This is a genomic window from Trichocoleus sp. FACHB-90, assembly GCF_014695505.1.
Lineage (GTDB): Bacteria > Cyanobacteriota > Cyanobacteriia > Cyanobacteriales > FACHB-T130 > Funiculus > Funiculus sociatus.
In genome coordinates this window covers 160,627-182,720 of the sequence record NZ_JACJOK010000061.1, presented here as the reverse complement: position 1 = coordinate 182,720, position 22,094 = coordinate 160,627, and the positions used below count along the sequence as shown (strand labels likewise).

Below are 22,094 nucleotides of genomic sequence, written 5' to 3'. Positions count from 1 at the left end.
CCCTAGCAGTGTAATTTTTCATTAAACTGCTAGGGCAAGCATCTTGGAGCAAACAATATGACAGCAATAGCCAAAGAAAAACGGCTGGAACAACAGTGGCACCATTTGCCTGCGCCGGAAATTAGTAGTGAGTTAAACAGTAATTTAGAAACAGGTTTAACATCTGCTGAAGTAGCAAAGAGACAGGAACAGTTTGGCTCTAACGAACTCAAAGGTAAAGCCGGGAAAAGCCCTTTGGTGCGATTTCTTTTGCAGTTTAATCAACCGCTGCTCTACATTTTGCTAATTGCTGGTGCGATTAAAGCATTCTTGGGAGAGTGGGTAAATGCTTGGGTGATTTGGGGCGTAACGCTAATTAACGCCATCATTGGTTTTGTTCAGGAATCCAAAGCCGAGAGCGCGATCGCTGCCTTAGCTTCCTCAGTAAAAACAGACACAAATATCATCCGCAACTCATCAAAAGTACAAGTTCCTTCTACTGAATTAGTACCAGGCGATATTGTACTACTCACCTCTGGGGACAAAGTGCCAGCCGATTTGCGTCTAGTACAAGCACGTAACTTGCAAATCAATGAATCAGCCCTCACAGGCGAGTCAGTTGCTGTTGAAAAAGACACTCAACCAATTCAGAAAGACGCACCTCTGGCAGAGCGAACCAACATGGCTTATGCTGGCAGCTTTGTAACATTTGGCACCGGACGCGGTATTGTGGTTGCTATTGGAGAGACGACAGAAACCGGGCGCATTTCCCAGTTAATGGATCGAGGAACGAATCTAACAACTCCGTTAACCCGCAAATTTGATAAATTCAGTCGAAAATTACTGTACATCATTCTGGGGATAGCTACACTAACGTTTGTGGTAGGGCTGGGGTACGGCAACTCGTGGGTGGCAATGTTTGAAGCTGCCGTAGCCTTGGCTGTGAGTGCGATTCCTGAAGGATTACCAGCAGTTGTGACAGTGACGCTGGCGATTGGCGTTTCCCGCATGGCTCGCCGTCATGCGATCGTCCGCAAGTTACCTGCGGTGGAAACTTTGGGCGGTGCTACAGTCATTTGTTCTGACAAAACTGGCACTCTAACTGAAAATCAAATGACGGTTCAAGCTATTTATACAGGAGGTGAGAATTATACCGTCAGCGGTGGTGGGTATGTTCCAGAAGGGGAAATTTTCTTACATGAAAAGCCAGTTAATTTAAAGAATATTCCTGTGCTTCAGGAATGTTTAAAGGCTGGAATTTTGTGCAATGATTCGCGCCTAGAAATAAAGGATGGGCAATGGAGTGTTATTGGCGATCCAACTGAGGGAGCATTAATTGCTGTTGCTAACAAAGTAGGATTTTCTGAGGAAAATTTAGAACGGGAAATGCCCAGATTGGATGTTATCCCGTTTGAGTCAGAGTTCCAGTACATGGCAACCTTACATAAGGAAGCTGGGGAGGTTCACCACTCCAAAAGTCAAAATCAAAAATCAAAAATTGTCTATGTTAAAGGTTCAGTAGAAGCAATTCTTAATCGCTCAGGGCAGATGTTGGATGGACGAGGAAATCTTACACCTGTTGATAAAAATACCGTGCATCAGGAAGTTGATGCAATGGCAAGCGAGGGGTTACGGGTGCTGGCTTTTGCTAAGAAGAATGTCGATGTTAATCAGAATTCCTTAGAGCATACAGATATTGAAAATAATCTGATTTTCATCGGATTGCAAGGCATGATCGATCCGCCTCGAAGCGAAGCTATAAAAGCCGTGCAAGCCTGTCAACAAGCGGGTATTCAGGTAAAGATGATTACCGGCGATCATGCAGTCACCGCACAAGCGATCGCTTCTCGCATGGGATTTAACAAAGATGGGGAAGTTCTGGCTTTCACCGGACAAGAACTCACCCAAATGAATGAACAAGAATTAGCAAATGCGGTAGAAGATGGAGCCGTGTTTGCCCGTGTCGCCCCAGAACAGAAACTTCGTCTCGTTGAAGCCTTACAATCCAAAGGTGAAGTTGTCGCCATGACGGGGGATGGTGTCAACGATGCACCCGCACTCAAACAAGCAGATATTGGAATTGCAATGGGGGGTGCTGGTACTGAGGTGGCGAAAGAAGCCGCTGACATGATCTTGACTGATGATAACTTTGCCTCGATAGAAGCTGCTGTTGAGGAAGGTCGTACAGTTTACCGCAATCTAATGAAAGCGATCGCTTTCATTCTTCCAGTAAATGGCGGGGAATCGATGACGATTTTGCTCAGCGTGTTATTAGCTAGAGAATTGCCGATTTTATCTTTACAAGTTCTCTGGCTAAATATGGTGAATTCCATCACCATGACTGTTCCCTTAGCTTTTGAGCCTCCATCTGGGCGGGTGATGCAACAACCCCCGCGCCACCCCAATGAACCCTTGCTTTCGCGTCTTTTATTACAGCGAATCCTGGTAATATCTGCCTTTAACTGGATTGTTATTTTTGGCGTATTTGAATGGATACGACAAACTACAGGAAACCTCGCTTTAGCCCGCACGATGGCAATCCAAGCTTTAGTAGCTGGTAGAATCTTTTATCTATTAAGCATTAGCAAACTCGGAAGCTCTATCATTGATAAAATCAGTGGAAGAATTCAACGAATTAGCGATGCTCCAGCTATTCTTATTGGTATTGTCTGCACTGTAATTTTGCAGATAATCTTCAGTCAGTGGAGCCTGATGAATAACTTATTCTATACAGCACCACTGAACTTAAATCAATGGTTAATTTGCCTGTTGGTGGGTTTGCCAATGATTGCAGTAGCCTCCTTAGTTAATCGCTTTGACCCTCCTAACTAAGTCACCCAAATGCTGCGCCTTAACTAACCTACGCGGAATCCCCTCACTTTATCCGAACGGTGGATAACTGTAGTAGCAAGTAGGTTGCATTGAGGTAACGAAACCCAAGACTAATATTAGGTTTGTTGGGTTTCGCTATCGCACGGGTCTAACGTACAATCCTCAAGAAAAATCGCTAAATTTGTGCTGAATATACTGGATAAATGGTTCAATGCTCAACTCTTTGCCAGTGACGCGCTCAACCAGTTCAGCAGCTGTATATTTGCTACCGTGCTGGTAGATATTTTCTTTGAGCCAATTGTGCAAAGTGTGGCAATTTCCTTGCTCAATTTGGGCGGGAATTTCTGGATTAGCTTTGAGTGCGGCTGCAAAAAATTGGGCGCTCATAATGTTGCCAAGGGTGTATCCTTGGAACATTCCCCCGATCGTGCCAGTGTACCAGTGGACATCCTGCATTACGCCTTCGCTGTCGTTTTTCGGAACAACACCGAGGTCGGATTTGTAACGCTGGTTCCAAGCTTCGGGAAGGTCGCGCACTGCCAGTTTACCTTCTAAGAGTTCCAGTTCTAAGTCGAAACGAATCATAACGTGCAAGTTATACGTTACTTCGTCAGAATCGGTGCGGATAAGCGATCGCGCAACTTTATTAATTGCCCGGTAAAATGTCTCCAGGGAAACATCACCCAGTTGATGGGAGAAAACCTCTTGCAGTTGCGGATAGAAGAACTTCCAGAAGTTGCGGCTGCGTCCTACCTGATTTTCCCACAGTCGAGATTGACTCTCATGCACACCGGATGAGGTTCCTCCAGCTAGGGGTGTCCCTTCATACTTGGGGTTGATACCTTGCTCGTACAGTGCGTGTCCCATCTCGTGGATGGTGCTAAACAGTCCCTCATTCAGATCGTTTTCTCTGATCCGGGTAGTAATTCGCACATCTCCAATCGAGAAATTTGTCATAAACGGGTGCAGCGTCTTATCTTGTCGCCCCCGATTAAAGTCAAAGCCTAGCTGTTCGATTAACTTGAGGCTAAAATCTAGCTGTTCTGCTTCCGAGAAACTCTGGCGTAAGCAAGTATCATCAGCTACAGGTTGGGAAACAATCGCCTCGACCATAGGAACCAGTTTTTCTCGCAATTGGGAAAAAAGCGATCGCATACTCGTTGCTTTCATCCCGTAATCAGCACCATCAATCAGCGGATCGGCGATATGGTCGTAGCCTGGGAAAAAGTTAGCATATTCCTGACATATTTCCAGCGTCTTTTCCAGATAAGGCTGCACGGCGGCAAAGTTATTTTCGCTACGAGCGATCGCCCAAGCGTTATAAGACGCGGTTCGATGCAGAGACATTTTTGCCATAAAATCAGCTGGCACTCGCACTGCGCGATCGTAGTTGCGCCTAGTGATGCGAATCAGGCTGGCTTCATCAGAATCATAGGGCAAACTCTCCTCGTAGGAGAGCAAATCTGACAATAGTTGCCCTATAGTTGCATCGCTAAACTTAGTGTGGGCAATCTGTTGCAGAGTAGCCATTTGACGACCCCTTGCAGCTGCGCCACCAGGAGGCATATAAGTAGCTTGATCCCAGTAAAGTAACGAAGCAGCTGAGTAAATGTCGTCAACTTCGGTGAGGAGAGTTTTTAGTTCTTGAAGTTTAGGGTGAGTCTTTTGGAGAGTTTGCATGATTAGCTGAGGTATGCTTGTTTTGTATAATGTGACGCAGAAGAGCCAAGCTCAGACCAGCACCCCGTCTCGATTGTTGCTATCCTGTAGACTGCTATTTTGACACATTTTCCTGAGTTAGACAGCAATATTATCGCTGCAACAGTATTTTTTAAATTATTTTTTAGCATTTAAGGTTTAATTTTCTAACTTTCATAAAATATGATAAATTTTATTAACCCATATTTATGAAAAACGAATAACCTATCTAATTTTTTATAACAACAAGTTTTAGATAACCTAGATTTTCTTATAGCTGACAATAGACAATAACTAACCATCCACAAACGTAGCGTAGCTAGAGAATGCGGATTTTTTCTTTTTTAGCTTTGCGTTTTAATTTTTAATTATACTAGGCATCTTTTAGCCAACCTAGGAAGAAAAAAAAATTTTATTCCTTATGACTTGATACCCCTAATCTCTCTATTATCCCTTAATGTCTCCAATCAAAAGCTGAAATCGCTTATTTTTACGCAGACAATCTAAATCAGGATCGGTTTTAGCCGCAGGTAGATATTTAGCACGATTTAATTGAATTGCTTGTTGCAAATAATCGACGGCTAATGTGACTTTTCCCTGCAAAGCATAACAGTAGCCTTTGTTGTAAATTCCGTTAGCATGATTGGGATTAACTTCTAAAGATTTCTCGATACTTGTCATCGCATCTTTATACTTACCCAATTTTGTCAGAGCATAACCGCGATTATCCCAAGCTTCATAATTATTTGGGTCGCATTGTACAGACTTGTCGTAACAGGCGATCGCTTCCTTTATTCGCCCCAATCTCCGCAGCACTAAACCACGATTGTTCCAGGTATGAGTCTCGTTTGGATCTATTTCTAGGGCTTTATCGTAGCAGGCGATCGCTTCTTGCTGGCGACCTAACTTAGACACTACCGTACCTTTGTTAGTCCAAGCACTTGTATGGTTTGGCTTGATTTCTATGGCTTTGTCATAAGCCGCGATCGCATCTTCATCGCCGCCCGAAACCATATAACAGCAGCCCAGATTATACCATACTTCCGGGTCATCAGGATTAATTTTTAACGCTCTTTTATAACTGGAAATTGCCCGTTGATGTTTGCCTAAATTAACCAGCGCATTGCCGCGATTGCTGTGAGCTTTGTAATAATGAGGATTGATTTTTGTAGCTCTGTCATAGCAAGCGATCGCTTCTGGATTTCGCCCCAACATGGCTAGAGCATTACCTTTATTTGCCCAAGCTTCGTAATTGTCTGGTTGAATCTCCAGTAATCTGTCATAGTTAGCGATCGCTTTCTCATGCTGCCCCCATTCATCTAGCGCAATACCTCTGTTTAGCCATATACGAATATCATTTGGATTAAACTCAAGCGCCCTGTCAAAGCTATCAATCGATTCTTGATAACGTTTTAAATGTCCCAATGCCAGCGCCCGACAAGCCCAGGCATCTGCATGGTAAGATACTAGCTGAATTACTTGGTTAAAATAAGTAAGCGCAACTTCAAAGTTTTTTGACTCTAAATTAGCCAAGCCTTGACGAAAAAGATTTTTAGCTTCTTCTATGTAGTTTGTCATTTGGCGGCACCTACGCGCACAATGCTTTTATCTCAAATTCTATCGTTTGCTTCTTAAAAAGAAGCAGCATATAGCGTTTCTCAGTTGGGTGGAATATATCACGGTTCTGACGTTCAGTCCACGTTGGTAGGAACATGGCAATGTCATGTCCCTACAGATGTATGGCACCCAACCCTTGAATTGGTATCCTAGGGTGGACATCGAAAACTCCTTTTCTAAAAAGAGAGGACTTCCCTTTTATAGTTTTTCTCGTTCCCAGCCTGTGACAGGGAATGCCTACTATCAGGCTCTACCTGATATTATTTTATGGGAGGCTCTGCCTCCCATAATGGGTTTCTAGTCAGAGACTAGAAACGAGAAAGCAAAATTCAAACATACAAATTTGCTACATATTGCCCATAACCGTTGTAAGGGAGAGTCGGGCGTTTTTCCCATGTCAGCTTTGGCCCTTTACTGACAAATTTTTCGGTTGCTTGCGACCAGCGGGGATGAGGTTTGGTGGGATTTACATTCGCCTCAAAATCATATTCATGGGAGTCTAGTGTGTTCCAAAATGTGGCGGGTTGAGTGTCAAGAAATTCGATTTTGGCGATAGATTTTGCACCTTTAAAACCATATTTCCAAGGCAACACGGCTCTTAGCGGCGCACCGTGCTGTTTTGGCAGGATATGATCGTAAACGCCTACTGCAAAAAACGCTAATTCGTTCGCCATTTCATCAAGGCGCAAACCTTCTGTATAAGGCCAAGGTAATTTACCTAAGTGGAAGCTAGGGCCAGTGGTAATATTTTTGTCGTAATATGAGGTAAAGCGAACGAATTTGGCTTGGCTGGTTGGTTCGACGGCGGCGATAAGTTCGCGCATCCCAAATCCAATCCACGGAATCACCATTGACCACGCTTCCACGCAGCGAAAGCGGTAAATGCGCTCCTCTAGAGGAAATGTTTTCTTAATATCGTCTAAGTCGTAGGTGCGGGGATTTTTCACCAAACCGCTGACTTCAACTTTCCAGTCATCGGTTGGCAATGCCTGCGCTGCGGGCCAAATGGATTTTGTGCCGCCAAATTCATAAAAGTTGTTATATTGTCCAGCTAGAGATTGGTCAGTGACAGGACGATCAACTGCTGAAAAAGCGGGATTTACATTTGCCTTTAATTTTGCTGTATTTAATGTTTTTTCTAGTGCCATGTTTTCAGAAGAATCATCGCAGCCGAGAATTGGCAGGATAGTAGCTCCCACACTGGCACCTATCAGCGATTTGAGAAAGCGACGCCGATTAAAAAATGCAGCTTCTGATGTTACTTCTCGTTCTGGAATTTCCCAGGATTCGGGTATGCGAATTATTGCCATTTGAAAGGTAAAAGTTAGTAGTGAGGATTAAAGTTAAGAGTTAGGAGTTCAAGTATAAAGAACTCCTAACTCTTAAATCCTAACGCTTTAATCAGCACTCTTGACTTTTAACCCCAGCAGACAAGGGCTGGTTAAAAAGATGTATATAGTCACGCAATTGTGCAATGCGAAGCTTGACTGAGTTAAATAATAGATCCTTAATAGGGATTTAAACCAGATATAGATCCATCGGTGGCAGGGTCGAGCCTGGGAGCCTCAACCGTGCCACAGATAGAAATAATAAATAAAACAAGGGTTTAATCGCTTTCGGCGAGTATGAGAGCTTCAAAAGGCTTTGAGGCTCGAATGTTGTCAAAATCTGAATCGTGTTTTGCCAGATGGCGGTATTTTTCAGGAGATAGACTTATGGCTTGTTCTAAGGAAGCGATCGCTATCTCAATTTGGCTAACCTTGGCGCTGTAACAAGCTTTGTTATACCAGGCAGTGGGATAATCTGGTTTAAGTTCTAAAGCGCGATCGCAACAGGCTATTGCTTCGGCGTAGCGCCCTAATTTTCCTAGAGCAACGCTTTTATTAAACCAAGCTTTGTAGTAGTCGGGTTTAATTTCGATAGTTCTCTCAAAGCTGGAAATTGCCTTTTCATAGTTGCCCCAGTCACTCAGGGCAATGCCCCGGTTGTGCCAAGCATTGGCGGAATCTGGCTTAAACTCAATCGCTCTATCAAAGCTGTTGAGCGCTTCGAGGTATTTTCCTAAGCTGGATAGGGCATTGCCTCGGTTGTACCATGCCCAGTAGGCATCTGGTCGCAGTTGCAGGGTACGGTCGAAGCTGGCAACTGCTTTTTCATACTGACCCCAGTCAACCAGTGTAATGCCGCGATTGTGCCAAGCGGCGGAAGCGTCCGGATTGAACTCAATGGCTCGGTCAAAGCTGTTTAACGCTTCGTAGTAGCGGCCTAATTTTCCTAGGGCGATTCCCCGGTTGAACCAAACCCAGGAGGCATCTGGCTGAATTGCCAGAGCGTTTTCAAAAGAAGCGATCGCTTCTTCGTGGCGACCTAAGTTTCCTAGAGCAAAGCCCCGCTGGGACAAGGCATCGGTATAATCGGGCTTACACTTCAGGGCGTTGTCTAAACTAGAGATTGCTGCCTCAAATTTTTCTGCCTGGAGCTGGCGCAATCCCTGCTGGAAAAAGAATTCTGCTTCGAGTTTTATAGTTTGTCTCATAGAATCTTGCATCTTTCTTTAGGATGATCTCATATTTATGATTCCCAAAACAATAACATGACTCAACATTCCGGAAAAAAATTTTGGATTGAGGGGCTGGGGGCTGGGGGCTAGGGACTAGGGACTAGGGGCTGGGGACTAGGCGCTGGGGACTAGGGACTAGGGACTAGGGACTAGGCGCTGAGTAAAATTCTTCCCAATTCCCAATCCCCAATTCCCAATCCCCAATCCCCAATCCCCCAATCCCCAATCCCCAATCCCCCAATCCCCAATCCCCAATCCCCAATCCCCAATCCCCAATCCCCAATCCAAAATCGGTCAGACATGGGATGATTTCATCTAAAAGAGGGATAGACAACGGACATGACTCAAACAACAGGTTCAACCTACCGGATTGAAAAAGATTCAATGGGAGAGCGGCAGATTCCTGAAACTGCTTACTATGGCATTCAGACACTGCGGGCGATGGAAAATTTTCCGATAAGTGGGCTGAAGCCTTTGCCTACCTACGTCGATGCTTGCGTGTTGATTAAGAAAGCAACTGCGATCGCTAACGGGGAACTTGGCTGCATTCCCGCCGAGATCAGTCAGGCAATTGTCCAAGCAGCTGATGAAGTCCTGGCTGGGAAGTTCCGCGATCAGTTTGTTGTGGATGTCTATCAGGCGGGTGCAGGAACGTCGCACCATATGAATGTCAATGAAGTGCTAAGCAATCGGGCGCTAGAACTGCTGGGCGATGAGAAAGGCAATTACCAGCGCGTCAGCCCCAACGACCACGTAAACTATGGTCAGTCTACTAACGATGTGATTCCTACAGCGATTAGAATTGGGGCGTTGGTGGCTTTAGAAAAAACGCTTTTCCCTGCATTGTCGGATGCGATCGCTGCTTTAGACAACAAAGCTGAGGAATTTCAGGATATCGTCAAATCTGGCAGAACTCACCTGCAAGACGCGGTTCCAGTGCGACTCGGCGAGAGTTTCCGCGCTTGGGCGCAAATTCTCTCAGATCACTTGATCCGCATAGAGAGAGCATCTGAAGATTTGATGATACTCGGTTTGGGTGGCTCGGCGGCGGGAACTGGACTAAATACCCATCCTCAGTATTGCGATCGCGTTGCCCAATTATTGTCAAGATTAATTGACCAACCCTTGCGCCCCGCCCCGCATCTGATGGCGGCAATGCAGAGTATGGCACCTTTTGTCAACGTTTCCGGTGCGATGCGGAACTTAGCGCAGGATTGCGTCAAGATATCTCACGACTTACGACTGATGGATTCGGGGCCAAAAACTGGTTTAAAAGAAATTCAGTTACCGCCAGTGCAACCGGGATCTTCGATTATGCCGGGGAAGTATAACCCGGTGATGGCAGAGATGACGACGATGGTGTGTTTTCAGGTGATGGGATATGACAATGCGATCGCGCTTGCAGCCTCTGCCGGACAATTAGAGTTAAATGTGATGATGCCGCTGATTGCTTATAACCTGATTCACAGTATCGAAATTTTGGGCAATACTCTAGCAGCACTCACTACACGATGCTTGGAGGGAATTACCGCCAATCGCGATCGCTGTCTCGCCTACGCAGAAGGAAGTCTCGCCCTCGTCACCGCCCTCAATCCTCACATCGGCTATCTTAATGCCGCTGCCGTTGCCAAAGAATCCCTCGAAACTGGCAAATCCCTAAGACAAATCGTACTAGAACGAGGTTTGATGAGTTCTGAAGAACTAGCCAAAGTTTTAGACTTAGAGGAAATGAGCGCCATGCCAGAAGCTAAGATTAATTAGTTTTTAGTCATTAGTCAGTAGTCCTTAGTGCTGCCATAATAACTAATGACTAATGACTATCTAACCAGGAGTATTTTTAATGCACAGTCAATCAGGTGCAACACAATTAACCTTTCATTATATCGACGGCAACATAGAATCATTCACTATCTATGAACCAGCTGAGGCTATAGAAACTCAGCAGGAAATGCGGCAAGAAGTCCGCCGTCTTTTAGATAAATCATGGTGGATTCTTCATCTAGCTGAAGAAACAGTTTTTATCAACACAGCCAATATTATTAAGGTTGAAGTAAAGCCTTCTATGCCTCACCTCCACGGAGAAGATGTTTTCTCCAATGCCGAAAGAGTGACTGCTTTAACTCGTGGCAACCGAAAATAGTTTTGAGTTTTGATTTTTGAGTTATTGATTCAAAATTTAAAATTCAGAAATTGAGTAGGCTGGGTCTTTGGAACGAAACCCAGCACTACACATTCGTTTAAGTTATACAAGCTACCTCAATCCAAAATTGAAAATGAGAAAATCTTTTGTTAGTTTAATTCGAGCGAATTCCTACGAACAGCAATTATTGCGGGAATCTGTGCAAAGCTTACTGGCACCATTAGGAGGGATAGAAGCGTTTGTAAAGGCAGGCGATCGCGTCCTACTTAAGCCTAATCTACTCACAGGTGGTCGTGTAGGCAATGAGTGCGTCACTCGTCGAGAAATCGTTCACTGCGTTGCCAAACTGGTGCAAGAAGCTGGCGGTAAACCCTTCTTTGGGGATAGTCCTGCTTTTGGTAGTGCGATGGGTGTGGCAAAGGTTAATGGTTATCTTCCCCTGATGGAAGAATTAAATTTGCCAATTGTAGAATTTCACGGTAAGCGTTACGAAACAGCCAGCGGAGAATTCAATCATCTGCTATTGTGCAAAGAAGCATTCGATGCAGATGTAGTAATTAACTTGCCCAAAGTAAAATCTCATTGTCAACTAACAATGACAATGGGTGTAAAAAATCTCTTTGGTTGCGTACCTGGAAAAATGAAAGCGTGGTGGCACATGGAGGCGGGGAAAGATAGCGATCGCTTTGGGGAAATGTTGGTAGAAACCGCCAGAGCAATTAATCCCAATTTAACCATTTTAGATGGAATTATCGGTCACGAAGGAAACGGGCCTTCTGGTGGCGAACCCCGTCCTTTAGGCATTCTAGCGGCTTCTAGTGATGTGTTTGCTCTAGATCGTGCCATTGTCGAAATGCTCAATGTAAATCCCCTTCAGGTTCCCACAGTCGCAGCTTCGATGAGATTAGGTCTTTGCTCAAATCTAGAGGCGATTGACTTTGTGCAACTGCACCCAGAAGATTTAAAGGTGCTGGATTGGAAACTGCCTACTAAGATGATGCCTATCGACTTCGCGATGCCTCGCGTGATTAAATCTACTTTCAGGCATCTCTACATCCGGTTTATCAAAGAACCCATGAACGCTTATGCTGGCAGATAAGTCAAGTTGAGGCGTATTCTGTAAAAGTTGTTACAGTAGGATACAAAATTACCAGGATAATCTATATTACCCTCCGATTGCTTAGGAAGACCGCCCTTACTCATGCTAGAGGCGGTTTTTTTCTGTCTAGACGAAATAACGCCGGAACCGAGGATCTAAATTGTCTGTTTTGCGCTGGTTGCAGGTAAGACAGAGGGTGTGTAGATTGCTGATATCGTTAGAACCGCCCCGCGCCAAGGGTATGATGTGATCGATGGTCAGATTGGTTTCTAGCGTAGTTTTGCCGCAGCTTTGACATTGATAGCGATCGCGTTCAAACACATACTTCCTCACTTGTGGGGGGATGCGAATTCTGGGCGTTTTAGTCATAAAATACTTCTGTAAACACGATCCCAGGCTGAAATGACTGAAACTACAGGCGCTGATGCTATTGATGTAGCGATCGCTAAAGGAATTGACTTTGACGGTTCTCCGATTCCCACAGCCAAACTTGAATTATATCAAAAAGTGATGGGTTTGGAAGCTGGTCGTCAGCGCAGCGGCGTATCTAATACCATGCGTTCCAGAATTGTTCGCATCGGTGCTAAGCATATTTCCCAAGATGAACTCAATCAAATGCTAACAGATGCCGACTTTGCACCGCTGAAAGACAAAGAAGTTGCCTTTTACTACGGCGGAAAATAGCCTTAGTAATAGTAATTCTCCCCCTAGATGAATGAAAGTTTAGGGGATTTTTTTATGAAATTTTATTCTAATTTTCTTGGCTAATTATTTTACGAAGCTCGTCAAGCGGCGAGTCTGTTTGAGGCATTTCTGATTCATCAGGACAAAACTCTAAAGTTACTTTTATTCTGACTTTTCCTTTTTCCCAACTTTTACCGTTAACTCTTAATATTTCACAATCTAAACCCTCGTAAAACCATAAATGCTTATGTTCTTTAAGTGTTGGCACTCCTCCTCGCTGACTTAATAATTTGCCTAGTTGATCCAATCCTTCATACCGAAATGCTTTTTTCAATGCTCCCATAAATTCACCTAATTTAAACATAGAATTAGAAAATGATAAAATACCATCTCTATCTTCAACTTCAGCGTCTATTCTCTCGAATTTATTTGTCATATCAATCTCTATCATGAAAATTTTGTAGACAATTTTCCGGTCGGCTTTCCCAGTATCTCGCCTTGAACTCAAGTTCAAGGCTAATAGCGAAAGTCCGTTGAAACGGGCTAACAGATGTAAACTGGATATCCCGGCACAGTTACCGAGATATCCATGCCTTAAATTTAAACGTTCGTAACGTCTACTACCCTAGAGGAATTAACAACACCGCCACCAGATGCACTGCCGCTGAAAGCTTCTGGATTAGGCGAAACTGGGATAACGTCAGATTGACCAATTACAGGCAACTGATGATCGTACAAACCCATCGCCTGCAAACAACTATTAATCCCAGTCACGGCTGAATTATAATCTGCTACTTTTTGCTCAACTGCACTTTGCAAGCGGCGATTAGTAGCAATTTTTTCCTCAGCTTCTTGTTCTAGTGTTTGCTCTAAATAAGCACGAGCTTGAGTGTACTGCTGTAATATTTCATCAGCTTGATGCGCTGCCATTGGCAATAAATTAGTTGTGAGAGTTTGATTAACAGTTGCTGGAAAACCGCTACTAATCGTTGCTTTAATTTTTGGCTCAAAATCTAACTTTAACAACTGACGAATTGCCGGTTCTGCTGCCATCATGCTTTCGCAACCGTAGCTTTGAGAAGTTTGCAACAACGTTTGCCGAAATTGATAGATCGAGAAAGTACCTTCATCGTAAAAGCGAGGACTTTCACGGACATAGCGATTGCATTCGTCACTTGCTGCATTGACTAAAGCATGATGAACCTGTTTTTCTATCTCATTTAACTTTTGCTCAATCCCGCCATCATTACCAAGCAAACGATAAAGTTGGCGATAGTAATCAGATTTGCGAACTTGTTCAACTAAACGCTGGAATAGGTTGGTAACTACTTCCTGACAAGACTCCTTCAAAATATCTTCTAGTTGATTCGCCAAGTAATAAAGCGCCTCAACTAAAACGGCAATCAAAGGTGCTGTAGAATTGCGGGGATGGCTGAGGATAGCGCGACTATAAGCATCTGCAACTGAGAAAGTATCCAGCAATTCATCTAAGCGACGAACCATCCGAGATTGCAGTTGACGAAAATCTGCCTCGAAAGCGCTGGATTGACCTGTTACAACCTGATTTAATTCTTCTGTAATCTGCTGGTGAAATTCTTGACCAATCTGCTGTAGCTGCTGATTGAGACGTTGTAATTCCTGTGTCTTCATTGCCTCAATTTCACGGGGTTGGCTATCCAAATCACGCAGGGCAGCTTGGTAATATTTCTTCAGGCTAATGCAGGCATCTTCGAGATCGTCAGCCAGATTTTTAAACAGTTGAGGACGCTTCTCTTTAGTCAGATAGTCGATGATAGCCGTGCGAAATTCTTCAATCCCGCTATCTTTGATCAGATGCTCAATTAATGGCTTACCCCAGTCGTTGAGAATCCTCACATAGTTTTCATTCGGCGAATCCCAGCCACGAACTTCTGTCCGGAATGGAGTGGAAGATAGCTTGCCAGCATTGACACAGTAATTGTTAAACTCGCTCACAAAGGGGTGAGGTTCTTCTGCATCTGCTAAGAAGGTATCTAATCCCCAGCGATTACTGGAATTACCTGAAACTTTCAGCAAGCTACCATAAAAACCGAGTAGCCCACTGGTTTTATAAAACCGGGTGGGAGGCTGAAACTGGGAGCTAATCAAATTATCCAACCGTCGCCGTAGTTCCGGCTTGAACCAGGTAATATCAATGTAGTTGAAGATATAGAACACGCGATCGCGTATTCCCGGATTCCCCCGCATCGTTTCTAGGAGTTCCGTTTCTTCCTTCGTCATATCGCCATCTTTGGCATACTTGAGGATACAAGCCACCGCTGAGGTGTCAGGGTGCTTAATCTTGTCGTATGTCAGCAAAGCATCTCGCTCAACTGGCGCATCAATCCCTGGCGTATCGACAATGACATTGCCATCTTTCAAGAGGGGATGGTTGCAGTGATATTCAATCCGTTTCAAAACTGCACTATTTTTGCCGCGACGAGCATAATCTGCTGCTTGTTGGAGATTGGAGAAGTTAAACTGCTCCATTGGATAGGTGGCATTGCTGACAGTTTGGATGCGATCGCGGTTTGCTACAAATCCCTCTAGCAACAACATCAACGCATTCGCTTGTTTTGCTCTTTCTGATTTACTTTCTCCACCCTCGATCTCGATAATCGCTTTGCATCCATCGTTTAGCAATTGAATCACTTCAGCTTGATTAATATTACTCGCTGTCCCTAATCCCAGCAGATGAGACAGCGTACTTGCCTGTTCCCGAATTTCCACCTCGCTTAGAAATGTCAGCACTACTCGTTCTTTATCGGGTTCGGCATACTCGATATAACATTCCGTACCTGTAGCGTGTCCCTCTGCACTGTAAAGCAATTCTCGTTCTAGCAGGGCGTTAATTAGCATAGATTTACCCGCACTAAAAGCACCCGCAAACACAATTTCAAACTTCGGAGAAATAGCTTTACCGAGCGAAGTTTGGACAGGTGTAACATCTTGCGATCGCAGCGACGGCTCCTGATGCAACAATTGTAGTATCGACTCAACCTGTTCTTTCAGATTTTGACATTGAGGCGGCAACTCAGTCACGGTTTCATCCTGCGAATATAAATTAACACTATTCTAAAAATATTATCTAATGGTAGGTATAGTAATATTACTGAGTAAAACATTATCTAAGAATAGATACCAGTGTATCTACTTAAGTAACTTATGAAAATATTTGCTGTCCGGCTGAAACCAAACCAAGACTTAAGAAAAAGTTTAAAAGAATTTGGCGTACAGCAAGGTATAAAAGCCGGGTTTATTTTAACTGCAATTGGTAGCCTTAAATTAGCAACTATTCGCTTTGCAAATCAAAATAGTAGTACAGTTTTAAACGATAAATTTGAGATTCTTTCCCTGAATGGCACCCTAGCAAATACTGGCATTCATCTGCATATTGCCATTTCCGATAAACAAGGAAAAACCATCGGCGGACATCTTGATAACGGTTGCATTATTTACACAACCGCCGAAATAGTTATAGGCGAAAGTGAAAATTTTACCTTCATAAGAACACTTGACGAACAGACAGGCTATCAAGAACTAGAAATCCTCCCAAATACCTCCAAATATTCTTGAAATTCCTCTGCGTTCTCTGCGCCTCTGCGGTTCAATAAATTTTTAACGCAAAGGACGCAAACGAAAGCCTAGTTAAGAATAATTCTAGGCTGGGTTAAACGACACTGAAACCCAACAAACGCTTATGTTGAATTGGTTTTCGTTACCTCAACCCAACCTACCTCCTATAAACGAGTAATTATAGGTAAAACCTCTAAATCAATCTGCTGCGGCTCACCTTCTTCTGTATTCTTAAATAAGGCAGTAAACGCTCCAGCACCCAAACCATCTTGAGGCAGCATCCGATAACAAGGCATAGTAGTAATATGAGATTGATAGGCTGATAAATCCGAAACTTCTATCGCTTTAAATTGAGGGAATTTTTCCAAAAGCCATTCACAAACCTGCTCATTTTCTTCAGGTGAGTAAGTACAAGTCATATAAGCAAGATATCCTTGAGGAGCTACAATTTGGGCAGAATTAGCTATGATTCTCTTTTGCCTATTGGCACATTTATTAATAGCGATTGGGTGAAAGCATCCAGGTACTTTCTCCCCTTTGGCAAGTAAAGATTGCCCAGTACAAGGAGCATCAACAATCACAAGGTTACTGGTGCGGTCAAATGTAGTTTTCAAGATATCTGAGTCTTTGTTAATAACCACAGAAGATTGAATATTACACCGCTTCAAATTGGAAATAAGCATCCCCAGCCGTTTACCTATGACTTCATTGCAAATCAGTAACTCTGGTTGCAAAGCTTTCCACGCAAAGACACTTTTACCACCTGGTGCAGCGCACATATCAAAAATTAAATTTACTGGCGACCCAATGGTTAAGAGAGTGGAAGCTGCAAAAACGGAGGAAAAGTCGAGACAGTAATAATATCCTTGTTCGTGCAGTGGATTTTTACCGGGTTTTTCTTTCAAGGCTAAGCGGTTAACAAAGCTTGGTTGCCAAGAAGTCGGTGTTTCGACAACAAAGGGCAAATCTTCAGGTTCTTCTTTACACCAAAGGATGCAAGGGGGGAAGGAGTTAGGATTAATTAATGCCTCTACAAATTTTTCTTGTTCGGAAGTATCATCAAACAAACGCCGACTGAGTTTAAGCAGTAATTTAGAAGGTGTTTCCATATGTATGCAATCTATTTTTTAAACTTTTAAAGGCTTTTTTATTTGCCAGTATTTAAACTGTCACAACTACTTGAAGTCAATGAGGTAAGCAGGTTAAAACTTATTTTAAGAGAAGCCAGTAAAATATAAGAGCGAAACTGGGATAAAATTATGGTTTCAGATAAATTTCGCCGCCAGTTACGCCAAGAAGCAGAACTTTGGCAAGCTGAGGGGCTAATTGATACTGACCTATACGAACAATTATCAGAGCGTTATCAGTTTAATACTCTGGATACTGCGGCACGCGATCGCTTCGTAATGATTTTGCTGGGTTTGGGGAGTGTCCTCATCGGTTTGGGGATAATTACCTTTGTAGCAGCGAACTGGCAGGAGTTGCCACGCAATGGCAAGGTGACGCTACTGTTGAGTTTGTTTATCGGGGTGAATACGGCGGGTTTTTATTTGTGGCGACAACCCAAGGGGGCGCAACATCGCCTCGGTCATGGTTTGCTCCTGTTAGGATCGCTGATTTTAGGGGCGAATATGGGGCTGATGGGTCAGATGTTCCACATCAGCGGTCAGTTCTACGAGTTGTTACTCGCCTGGGGAATAGGCGTGTTGGCAATGGCTTACAGCCTGCGTTTAACGTCTTTGAGTGTAGTCGCGATTATTATTATCGGGTTGGGTTACTGGGGTTTTTGGGCGGATTACGTAGGACAAGGCTGGTCAGAAACGCTTGCTGGACAGGAATTTTCTTGGTCATCCCAGATGGGGCAACATATGCCCCTAATTTCTGGGTTGATGTTTGTGCCGCTTGCCTACTGGTGTCGCTCTCGCGCTATTTTTGGATTAGCTGCGATCGCAGTCATATCTTCCCTACTCGCCAATTTACAACCTTTGAGCTGGGGATGGTTTTCTTTTCGATCAACAGGTTTGCTGTTAGCGATCGCCTTCGCCCTGCCACCAGCTTTATTATGGGCTTATGATGACTCATTGTGGGTTTACGGTGACTACTCTTCAAACCGACAACCCCAACCCTTAGCAACTACAGGGTCATTTCAGCCCCTCGCCCGCAGTTTATCGCTGGCATTTTTGGGCGTGGTGCTTTATCTCTTGTCCTCATTTTTCTTCTGGAGAATTTTATCCACAGACTACTCTGGAGATCAACCAAGGAATTTAAACTGGCTTCCCCTAGTGGATGCGTTAATTTTAAGCGGCTTAGCCATCTTTGAGTGGTTGCGTCTAGCATGGCTTTCCAGAAGAATACGCGATCGCTCCGATAGTCTTATCACCACAATCGCCATTGGAATCTTCATCAGTTTAGTAGCTGCGATACCCATCTGGCATTTGGGCTTTACCCCAATTCCCGAACTTGCAACCTTAATTTTCAACGTGCTGTTGTTTCTGTTTGCAGGTGGCTTGATGCGTGCAGGATTAGCACAAGGAGAACGCCAACCTTTTTGGGGTGGTATGGTGTTAGTAACCCTGCGAATTATCACTTGGTTTGTGCTAATTGAGACGGGATTAGTCTTAAAGTCCCTGCTATTTATTTTATGCGGCGTGGTTGTGATTGCTGTCGGGCTTTGGTTTGAGCGTTATGTCCGTACTCTGTCAATTAAAAATTGAAAATGTCAGTAGTACGGTGGGCAATGCTTACCAAAGCTAGTGATTATTATGTAATGCCTTTGAATTCATAATCCAAAATCGACATGACACAAAGTTCTCAATCCTCATCAACCAATCCTACATTTGTCGGACAGCGATCGCTATCTGGACGCATACCATCTTGGAGACTCTGGGTTCCCCTGCTGTTCCAGACAAGCGTTATTCTCGCAGCTCCTGCGGTGCCGTTTTATACTGTAATGACTGGTAAATCCATAGTTTTACAGACTGTGCCAGTAGATCCTTACGACTTCCTACGCGGATACTCGCAGACCTTGAGTTATGACATTTCGAGTCTAGACACCCTGCGCCGTCTTCCGGGCTGGAAACAGTTACTTAAGCAACAAGCAGGTGGAAAGTCGATAAATGTGCCGCCGCCTGCGCCTTCTTCAGAATATTTAGTTTCAGGGACTCGCTTCTATGTAATTTTACAAGCGCCTGCTTCCAATAAATCTAGCTCCCCCAAGCCTTGGAAACCTGTGAGAGTAAGTAGCGATCGCCCTGCGTATTTACCTGATAATCAGATAGCCTTAAAAGGCAAGTCCACAGGAAACTCTATCGAGTACGGCTTAGAAACGTACTATATGCCAGAGAATCGACGGGATGAGATTAACAACGATATTAGTCAAGCTCGTGGGGGCAAACAACGACAACCTATAGTAATGGAAGTGAAGGTGGATACCCTTGGGCGTGCCGTACCGATTAGTTTCTGGGTGAGCGATCGCAACTATAGATTTTAAGACAGCTAAATGCTGTATAATTACCTAATATTATTGCCGCTTCAGTTGGAAAGTGGCACCCAGCGCCGCTCCCGCTCCTGCTATCAAACCCATACTCATGCCCTGAATAGTTTTAAGCGTAGGATCTTGCAATAGGCACTCAGTGGTAGGTGTTTTAGCTTGCAAACACTGATGACTTTCTATCCAGTTCGAGACGCCTCCCACCAGTACCCCAGCAGCACTACAGGAAACAATCAGCACGGTAAAGCGGTTAGTTTTTATAACCATAGATAGATGTTTTAATTTTTGTAAGGAACTAACTGTTCAGTCTACTCTACTCTTAGGCAGAGTGTTACAGTAAATTCCACAATTGGTGAATCTTTTTTCCGTACTCCGGAAAATTTTCCCTTTTAGGCTCAGCCTAAGAAATATCTCTGGGAGGCGACCGCCTTAAGAATAGCCGAAAGCAGGCTGAGGCGGTCGCCTCATCAATAGGCGTTCCCAGTCTCTGACTGGGAACGAGAATTCACTCAAGCCGAAAGCAGAAAGTTTAATCAATCCGCAGGCTATAGGGCAAACGGGCATAAATGCCTCTGGGGTCGTTCATCGCCTTGAAAGTTGCCAACTCCTCTTGTAACTTTAGGAATTCTGCTGTCAGCGGATCGGGCGCAATCTTTGCTTGAGTGCTTTCGTCACCACCAAGCTGCTTGAGAAGCCTTTGTTCAAAACTGCGAGCTTTGGGATACTCTTCCAGTTGCCAATCATTCCCCAACTTAGCTTGCTTAGCAGCATACTCAATAGCTTTATCCACACCACCAATATCATCAACCAAACCTAACTGCTTGGCATCTTGACCTGACCAAACCCGTCCTTGGGCAATTTCTGCCACTTTGGTTCTTGGTATCTTGCGGGACTCTGCCACTTTGGTAACAAACTGACCGTAAATTTGGTTCACAAATTTCTGGTAAATCGCCAGTTCTTGCGGCGTTTTCGGGCGAGAAATGGTTTGAGAATCGGCAAGGTTGGAGGTTTTTACCACGTCCCAGGTGATGCCGTTGTTATTGGCAAGCTTTTGCACATTTAGCAGCAACCCAAAGACACCAATCGAACCCGTGATGGTATTCGGCTGGGCATAAATTCGGTTGGCATAGGTAGCAATCCAGTAGCCGCCGGATGCCGCCATATCGCCCATAGAGACGACAATTGGTTTCACCTGACGAATCAGCCGCACTTCCCGCTGAATCACTTCTGATGCCGAAGCGCTACCGCCGGGACTATTCACCCGCAGCACTACCGCTTTCACATCTTTGTCGAGTCGCAAGCGTCGCAATTGTCTAGCGAAGCGATCGCCACCAACTTGTCTAGAACTGCCTTCCCCATCAACTATCTCACCTTCGGCATAAATTACAGCAACTTTATTCTCAGAAACGCGCTCCTTTGCCTCTCTTTTGGCAACCTTGGCGTAGGTACTGAGGCTAATTTGCCGAAACGATTTATCATCTTTATCACTGCCACTTAGCTTTTTCAGCTCTGCAACCACCTGATCCAGATAGGCAACCCGATCGACAAAGCCGCGTTTTTTAGCTTCCGGTGCTGCTAAAACTCCTTGAGTATCTGCGATCGCTTGTAGCTGTTTCGGGTTTAATTTACGGCTTTTGCTCACCGTCGTCAGAAATTCTCCCCACAAATCACCCAGCAAATTTTGAGTTTGTAGTCGATTTTCCGGACTTAATTTTGTTAACACATACGGCTCTACCGCTGACTTAAACTTTCCTACTCGCACGACCTGAACGCCAACGCCGTACTTTTGAAAAGCTCCCGTCAGGAACATAGATTCCGAACGCAGACCGTTCATTTCCATCATCCCCAACGGGTTAAGCACAATGGTGTCTGCTACCGAGCTTAAGTAATACTCCTTTTTACCCAAATCCATGTTGTAGGCAACAATCTTTTTGCCAGATGCTCGGAATTTTTCCAACGCCGAACGCACTTCCTTGAGCGTCGCCAACCCGGTTCCAGAACTAGACGACTCGCTGCCATCTAAATACAAGCCGACAATTCGCTTATCCTTGGTTGCCTGCTCTATAGAATCCAAAACTGTTCGTAGAGTTAGTGTGTCAGGACTATCACCTGATAGCGCTTCGTTGAGAGCTTCTGAGGTGCTGGAACTCGGTTCGCTATCGGTAATATTTATAGATTGGTCAATAACCAGCACCGATTTATTATCAACTTGCGGCCCTGTATCTCTAGATGCAACTGCAACCAACAAAAATATTAGCCCAGTTGTCCCCAAACCAAAAAATAGGAGGAGTCCAAATAGGCTTCCGAGTGTGCTGGCAAAGGTTTGTTTTAGAAAATTACGCATTGGGGAAGGGGGGAATGGGGGCTGGGGAATGGGGGCTGGGGACTGGGGACTGGGGGC

The 22,094-nt window shown here is 44.4% G+C and carries 19 protein-coding genes; 8 read left to right on the top strand and 11 right to left on the bottom strand.

Annotated features, from left to right (window positions below; genetic code table 11):
• Positions 1–57 precede the first annotated feature (57 nt).
• On the top strand, positions 58–2,811 hold the full coding sequence (locus H6F74_RS18625) for a cation-transporting P-type ATPase (protein ID WP_190443685.1): 2,754 nt from the start codon (positions 58–60) through the stop codon (positions 2,809–2,811).
• A 162-nt stretch (positions 2,812–2,973) separates the two neighbouring features.
• Here the strand turns inward: H6F74_RS18625 and H6F74_RS18620 are convergent, their stop codons facing one another.
• From H6F74_RS18620 to H6F74_RS18600, 5 genes are all read right to left on the bottom strand, one after another.
• Positions 2,974–4,491 (bottom strand): carboxypeptidase M32, encoded by a 1,518-nt coding sequence (locus H6F74_RS18620; protein ID WP_190443684.1) that lies wholly within the window; start codon positions 4,489–4,491, stop codon positions 2,974–2,976.
• A gap of 465 nt (positions 4,492–4,956) precedes the next feature.
• Positions 4,957–6,087: a tetratricopeptide repeat protein gene (locus H6F74_RS18615; protein WP_190443683.1), complete on the bottom strand. Its 1,131-nt coding sequence runs from the start codon at positions 6,085–6,087 to the stop codon at positions 4,957–4,959.
• Positions 6,088–6,455: 368 nt separating this feature from the next.
• Positions 6,456–7,436 carry a protein-methionine-sulfoxide reductase catalytic subunit MsrP gene (gene msrP / locus H6F74_RS18610; RefSeq protein WP_190443682.1) on the bottom strand — a complete coding sequence of 327 codons (981 nt, stop codon included), beginning with the start codon at positions 7,434–7,436 and terminating at the stop codon, positions 6,456–6,458.
• A 296-nt stretch (positions 7,437–7,732) separates the two neighbouring features.
• Positions 7,733–8,674 carry a tetratricopeptide repeat protein gene (locus H6F74_RS18605; protein WP_190443681.1) on the bottom strand — a complete coding sequence of 314 codons (942 nt, stop codon included), beginning with the start codon at positions 8,672–8,674 and terminating at the stop codon, positions 7,733–7,735.
• Between the two features lie 161 nt (positions 8,675–8,835).
• The gene (locus tag H6F74_RS18600) at positions 8,836–8,988 is read right to left on the bottom strand and encodes a hypothetical protein (RefSeq protein ID WP_190443680.1); all 153 of its coding nucleotides are present in this window, start codon (positions 8,986–8,988) and stop codon (positions 8,836–8,838) included.
• Positions 8,989–9,025: 37 nt separating this feature from the next.
• Between H6F74_RS18600 and H6F74_RS18595 the strand changes: the two genes are divergently transcribed.
• The 3 genes from H6F74_RS18595 (at position 9,026) to H6F74_RS18585 (ending at position 11,925) form a co-directional block, all read left to right on the top strand.
• The gene (locus H6F74_RS18595; protein WP_190443679.1) at positions 9,026–10,447 is read left to right on the top strand and encodes an aspartate ammonia-lyase; all 1,422 of its coding nucleotides are present in this window, start codon (positions 9,026–9,028) and stop codon (positions 10,445–10,447) included.
• Between the two features lie 79 nt (positions 10,448–10,526).
• Positions 10,527–10,826 (top strand): hypothetical protein, encoded by a 300-nt coding sequence (locus tag H6F74_RS18590; RefSeq protein ID WP_190443678.1) that lies wholly within the window; start codon positions 10,527–10,529, stop codon positions 10,824–10,826.
• A 133-nt stretch (positions 10,827–10,959) separates the two neighbouring features.
• Positions 10,960–11,925 (top strand): DUF362 domain-containing protein, encoded by a 966-nt coding sequence (locus tag H6F74_RS18585; RefSeq protein ID WP_190443677.1) that lies wholly within the window; start codon positions 10,960–10,962, stop codon positions 11,923–11,925.
• Positions 11,926–12,051: 126 nt separating this feature from the next.
• Here the strand turns inward: H6F74_RS18585 and H6F74_RS18580 are convergent, their stop codons facing one another.
• Entirely contained in the window at positions 12,052–12,294 is a 243-nt protein-coding gene (locus tag H6F74_RS18580) for an HNH endonuclease (protein ID WP_190418955.1), read from the bottom strand.
• Between the two features lie 33 nt (positions 12,295–12,327).
• Here H6F74_RS18580 and H6F74_RS18575 point away from each other — a divergent pair, with 33 nt between their 5' ends.
• Positions 12,328–12,609, top strand: a complete 282-nt coding sequence (locus H6F74_RS18575; RefSeq protein ID WP_190443676.1) for a DUF4090 family protein — start codon at positions 12,328–12,330, stop codon at positions 12,607–12,609.
• 67 nt (positions 12,610–12,676) lie between these two features.
• Here the strand turns inward: H6F74_RS18575 and H6F74_RS18570 are convergent, their stop codons facing one another.
• Positions 12,677–13,060: a KGK domain-containing protein gene (locus H6F74_RS18570; protein ID WP_206756329.1), complete on the bottom strand. Its 384-nt coding sequence runs from the start codon at positions 13,058–13,060 to the stop codon at positions 12,677–12,679.
• Between the two features lie 149 nt (positions 13,061–13,209).
• The gene (locus H6F74_RS18565) at positions 13,210–15,669 is read right to left on the bottom strand and encodes a dynamin family protein (RefSeq protein ID WP_190443674.1); all 2,460 of its coding nucleotides are present in this window, start codon (positions 15,667–15,669) and stop codon (positions 13,210–13,212) included.
• Between the two features lie 123 nt (positions 15,670–15,792).
• Between H6F74_RS18565 and H6F74_RS18560 the strand changes: the two genes are divergently transcribed.
• Positions 15,793–16,203: a PPC domain-containing DNA-binding protein gene (locus H6F74_RS18560; protein WP_190443673.1), complete on the top strand. Its 411-nt coding sequence runs from the start codon at positions 15,793–15,795 to the stop codon at positions 16,201–16,203.
• Positions 16,204–16,367: 164 nt separating this feature from the next.
• On the opposite strand, the gene H6F74_RS18555 is transcribed toward H6F74_RS18560, so the two are convergent.
• On the bottom strand, positions 16,368–17,312 hold the full coding sequence (locus H6F74_RS18555) for an RsmB/NOP family class I SAM-dependent RNA methyltransferase (protein WP_190443672.1): 945 nt from the start codon (positions 17,310–17,312) through the stop codon (positions 16,368–16,370).
• A 150-nt stretch (positions 17,313–17,462) separates the two neighbouring features.
• On the opposite strand from H6F74_RS18555, the gene H6F74_RS18550 reads away from it, so the two are divergent.
• Both H6F74_RS18550 and H6F74_RS18545 read left to right on the top strand, forming a co-directional pair.
• Positions 17,463–18,917: a DUF2157 domain-containing protein gene (locus H6F74_RS18550; protein WP_190443671.1), complete on the top strand. Its 1,455-nt coding sequence runs from the start codon at positions 17,463–17,465 to the stop codon at positions 18,915–18,917.
• 83 nt (positions 18,918–19,000) lie between these two features.
• Positions 19,001–19,693: a GDYXXLXY domain-containing protein gene (locus H6F74_RS18545; RefSeq protein WP_190443670.1), complete on the top strand. Its 693-nt coding sequence runs from the start codon at positions 19,001–19,003 to the stop codon at positions 19,691–19,693.
• A gap of 30 nt (positions 19,694–19,723) precedes the next feature.
• Here the strand turns inward: H6F74_RS18545 and H6F74_RS18540 are convergent, their stop codons facing one another.
• Positions 19,724–19,960, bottom strand: coding sequence for a hypothetical protein (locus H6F74_RS18540; protein WP_190418939.1), 237 nt, complete (start codon positions 19,958–19,960; stop codon positions 19,724–19,726).
• Between the two features lie 262 nt (positions 19,961–20,222).
• The gene (sppA, locus tag H6F74_RS18535; RefSeq protein ID WP_190443714.1) at positions 20,223–22,037 is read right to left on the bottom strand and encodes a signal peptide peptidase SppA; all 1,815 of its coding nucleotides are present in this window, start codon (positions 22,035–22,037) and stop codon (positions 20,223–20,225) included.
• Positions 22,038–22,094: the final 57 nt, after the last annotated feature.